Below are 4,108 nucleotides of genomic sequence, written 5' to 3' on the forward strand. Positions count from 1 at the left end.
TTTGAGAACGGAAAATTGACCTGGCCAAACAATGAAGAAGAGGTCAAGGCTCTAACTTCCGAGCAGGTGGACTGGCTCATGAAAGGATTTTCTATCAATCCAAAAATAAATCTTTCAAAAAGTCGTGATTTCTATTGAAATCATGGCTTTTCTTTGTGTATAATGAGATAAAAAGAAGGAGGTAAGTCCATGGAGTCACAAGATAAGGTGATTGAAAGTCTAACAAAAACCATTGAAATCATGACCAACGAGTTGAGCCTCCTTCGTGAACAGATTGAGTATCTGAGACAGAAACTCTACGGAAAATCATCAGAGAAGGTTGTGTATCAACCCGGTCAGCTGAGCTTGTTTGGGGAGGAAATTCTCCCTGAAGAAGAAGCTGACTTACCCAGTTGAAACGGAGACCATCACCTATAAACGCAAGAAAGCCAAGGGAGTTCGTCAGGCTATTTTTAGTCAGTTCACTCCAGAGATTGTTCATCACGAATTGCAGGGCGAAGATTGCACTTGTCCAGACTGTCATGGACAGTTGAAAGAGATTGGTTCTACTGTCCAACGGCAAGAGTTGGTCTTCATTCCCGCACAATTAAAGCGGATTGACCATGTTCAGCACGCATACAAGTGTCAGGCTTGTAGTCAGACGAATCTGAGCGATAAGATTATCAAGGCTCCAGTTCCTAAGGCACCTTTGGCACACAGCTTGGGTTCAGCTTCTATCATCGCCCACACCATTCACCAGAAATTTAATCTAAAGGTGCCCAATTACCGTCAAGAAGAGGACTGGCATAAGCTTGGCCTGCCCATTAGTCGGAAGGAGATAGCTAACTGGCATATCAAGTCTAGTCAGTATTATTTCGAACCAATTTATGACCTGTTACACGAGAAATTATTGAAACAGCCTATTCTCCATGCGGATGAAACCTCCTACAAGGTATTGGAAAATGATAGCCAGTTGACCTTCTACTGGACATTCTTGTCTGGGAAACATGAGAAAAATGGCATCACTCTCTATCATCATGACAAACGACGGAGTGGCTTGGTTGTAAAGGAATTTCTTGGAAATTATGCGGGTTATGTACACTGTGATATGTTACGGCAGTAACTTAGGACTTTAGTCCTTTAGTTCTGCCTATGCGATAGCAGTCCAAGGTTTAGGAGCGAAGCGACGCTAAGCTTGGTTAACTGCGAACCGCTGTCGGCCTATCGTCAGTTAGACAAGGCACAGCTGGTTGGCTGTTGGGCTCATGTTAGGCGAAAGTTCTTTGAAGCGACTCCTAAGAAGACAGACAAGACCTCCTTAGGAGCCAAGGGTTTAGCCTACTGCGACCGTCTATTTGCCTTAGAGAATGACTGGGCAGACTTGTCTACTGAGGAGCGACTGCATAAACGGCAGACAGAGTTGGCTCCCTTGATGCACGAGTTCTTTGATTGGTGTCGCAATCAGGCTGTCTTGCCAAGCTCCAAATTAGGCACTGCAATAGAGTATAGCCTCAAATACGAAACCACCTTCCGAACTGTTCTCTCGGATGGCGATTTAGTCCTGTCCAACAATATGGCTGAGAGGGCTATGAAGACCTTGGTGATGGGACGTAGTGAAACAGTCCAGTGGACTGTTTCAGCCTGAGCCTAGAAATAAAAAAGCGAAGGTGGTTGTTTTCTCAAAGCTTTGAGGGGGCCAAGTCGACAGCTATCATTTTGAGTCTTTTAGAAACTGCTAAACGACACGGTCTTGATGCAGAGAAATATATGACCTATCTTCTAGAACACTTACCTAACGAAGAGACGCTCGCAAAAAAAGAAGTTCTGGAGGCTTATTTACCATGGGCTGAAAATATTCAAGAAAAGTGCAAATAGAAAAAGGTTCCAGAGTCGACAGGACTTTGGAACCTTTTCAATATACCTTGTTATTGGGCGGTTACATATGACCTATAATGAAAAGCGACGAAACTCACATTAGAAAGGGTTCATATGGAACAACTAAATCTTATCACAAATTTTCTCAGAATTATACTTAACAAAAATCAAAAATAGCGTTATAATGGTATTATGACAAAAGAACTTACCCAAACACAAGTCGAAGAATTAAAGCAAGCACTTAAAGATAAAAATAATGCTCCGCATCATAGAAAAATACAGGCACTCATTCTTTATTCTGAATGCAATAATTTAACATCCGTAGCTAAATCAGTAGGCTTTGTCCATCAGACAGTCCGCAACTTATTGAATCGCTATCTAAGTGGTGGCTTAGAAGCCCTCTTAAAGGAAAATCGTGGTGGTCGCCGCCGCTCCTATATGACGCATAAGGAGGAAGAAGATTTCCTTAAAGAGCAACTCTCTTCTTCTTTGAATGGAGAATTCGTTACCGTTAACTCCCTCTTTAAAGCCTATCAAGAGAGAGTTGGGCACAAGACAACCCGAGAAGGTTTCTATGCTCTCCTGAAACGTCATGGTTGGCGTAAAGTTAGCCCACGTCCCCAACATCCGAAAAAAGCAGACGCCGAAACCATTTTAGCGTCTAAAAATAAAATCTTTATTCGAGGAGAGAACGAGTAAGCGTTTTATTAATGGAAAAGAATATCAAAAAAATCCGCCTTCGCTTTTCGATTTTTAAGCTCAGGAAAAAGTCTGCTATTCCCAGCAGACTTTTTGTATCAAGATGAGGCGGGTTTTGGGCGTATCAGTAAACTCGGCTCGTGTTGGTCTCCTAAAGGTTATCGTCCTCACGTAGCTAGTCACCATATTCGTGAGTACCGCTATTGTTATGGAGCTGTGGATGCCCATACAGGCGACTCATTTTTCATCATAGCAGGTGGATGCAATAGTGATTGGATGAATGAATTTCTACGCCAGCTATCGGCAGCTTATCCAGAGGATTATATTATTTTAGTCATGGATAATGCCATCTGGCATAAATCGAAGACAGTAAATATTCCTGAGAATATAGAATTCACCTTCATTCCACCCTATACACCTGAAATGAATCCTATTGAGCAAGTCTGGGCTGAGATTCGTAAACTTGGTTTCAAGAATAAAGTATTTAGAACTTTAAATGAGGTAATCGATAAACTTGAAGAGGTTATTCAAACCTTAACTGCTTATCAACTTAAATCAATTGTACATAGAGAGTGGACTTCCGCTATTTTTGATTTTAAATGAGTATTAAAGACAAAAATATCGTTATCACTGATAAATATGATATGGGAACTCACTTAGAACTCCACGGTCACTTGGATTACACAGCTCCTAAATGTCCTTCTTGTAAGGGACAAATGGCAAAATACGATTTCCAGAAAGCCTCTAAAATTCCCTACCTAGAAACAGCTGGCTATCCCTTGCTCATTCGTCTTCGAAAGCGTCGTTTCAAGTGCAAGGAATGTGGGAAAATAGCGGTCGCTGAAACTCCTCTTGTCAAGAAGAACCACCAAATCTCTGTCGCTATTAACCAGAAGATCGCCCAATTACTCATCGAAAATCAAGCAATGACACATATCGCACACAGGCTATCTATCTCAACATCATCAGTTATGAGAAAACTCAATGAGTTCAAGTTCGAAACGGATTGGAACAAGCTTCCAGAAGTCATGTCCTGGGATGAGTATGCCTTCAAGAAGGGGAAGATGAGCTTTATCGCACAAGATTTCAACTCCCTAAACGTCATTGCCATTCTGGACGGAAGAACTCAAGCAACCATCCGAAACCACTTTCTACGCTATCCTAGAAAGGTTAGAAATCGGGTCAAAGTCATTACCATGGATATGTTTAGTCTCTACTACAAATTGGCTAGACAGCTATTTCCAAACGCCAAGATTGTTCTGGATCGCTTCCACATTGTTCAACACCTCAGCCGTGCTATGAACCGTGTTCGTATTCAAATTATGAATCAACTTGATAGAAAATCACAGGAATACAAGGCCTTGAAACGCTACTGGAAATTGATACAACAGGATAGTCGTAAAATCAATGATAAACGATTTTATCGCCCTACGTTTCGGATGCACTTGACTAACAAAGACATTCTAGAAAAACTCCTATTTTACTCAGATGAACTACGAAAGCACTATGAACTCTACCAACTTCTCTTATTCCATTTCCAAGAGAAGAACTTAGA

At 41.5% G+C, this 4,108-nt stretch carries 2 protein-coding genes and 2 pseudogenes; all 4 read left to right on the top strand.

The window, feature by feature from the left end; translation table 11 throughout:
- Positions 1-189: 189 nt before the first annotated feature.
- On the top strand, positions 190-396 hold the full coding sequence (locus ODU55_RS11420; RefSeq protein ID WP_002941576.1) for a hypothetical protein: 207 nt from the start codon (positions 190-192) through the stop codon (positions 394-396).
- Positions 350-1,854: pseudogene (locus ODU55_RS11425) on the top strand (transposase). The gene ODU55_RS11420 and the pseudogene ODU55_RS11425 overlap by 47 nt, the downstream one beginning before the upstream one ends.
- A 192-nt stretch (positions 1,855-2,046) precedes the next feature.
- Positions 2,047-3,156, top strand: a pseudogene (locus ODU55_RS11430) (IS630 family transposase).
- Positions 3,153-4,108 (top strand): ISL3 family transposase (locus ODU55_RS11435; RefSeq protein WP_398582893.1); only part of this gene is annotated, 956 nt, incomplete at its 3' end. The pseudogene ODU55_RS11430 and the gene ODU55_RS11435, both read left to right, overlap by 4 nt.

Source organism: Streptococcus sp. 2022WUSS037, assembly GCF_044427225.1.
In the GTDB taxonomy this organism is placed as follows: domain Bacteria; phylum Bacillota; class Bacilli; order Lactobacillales; family Streptococcaceae; genus Streptococcus.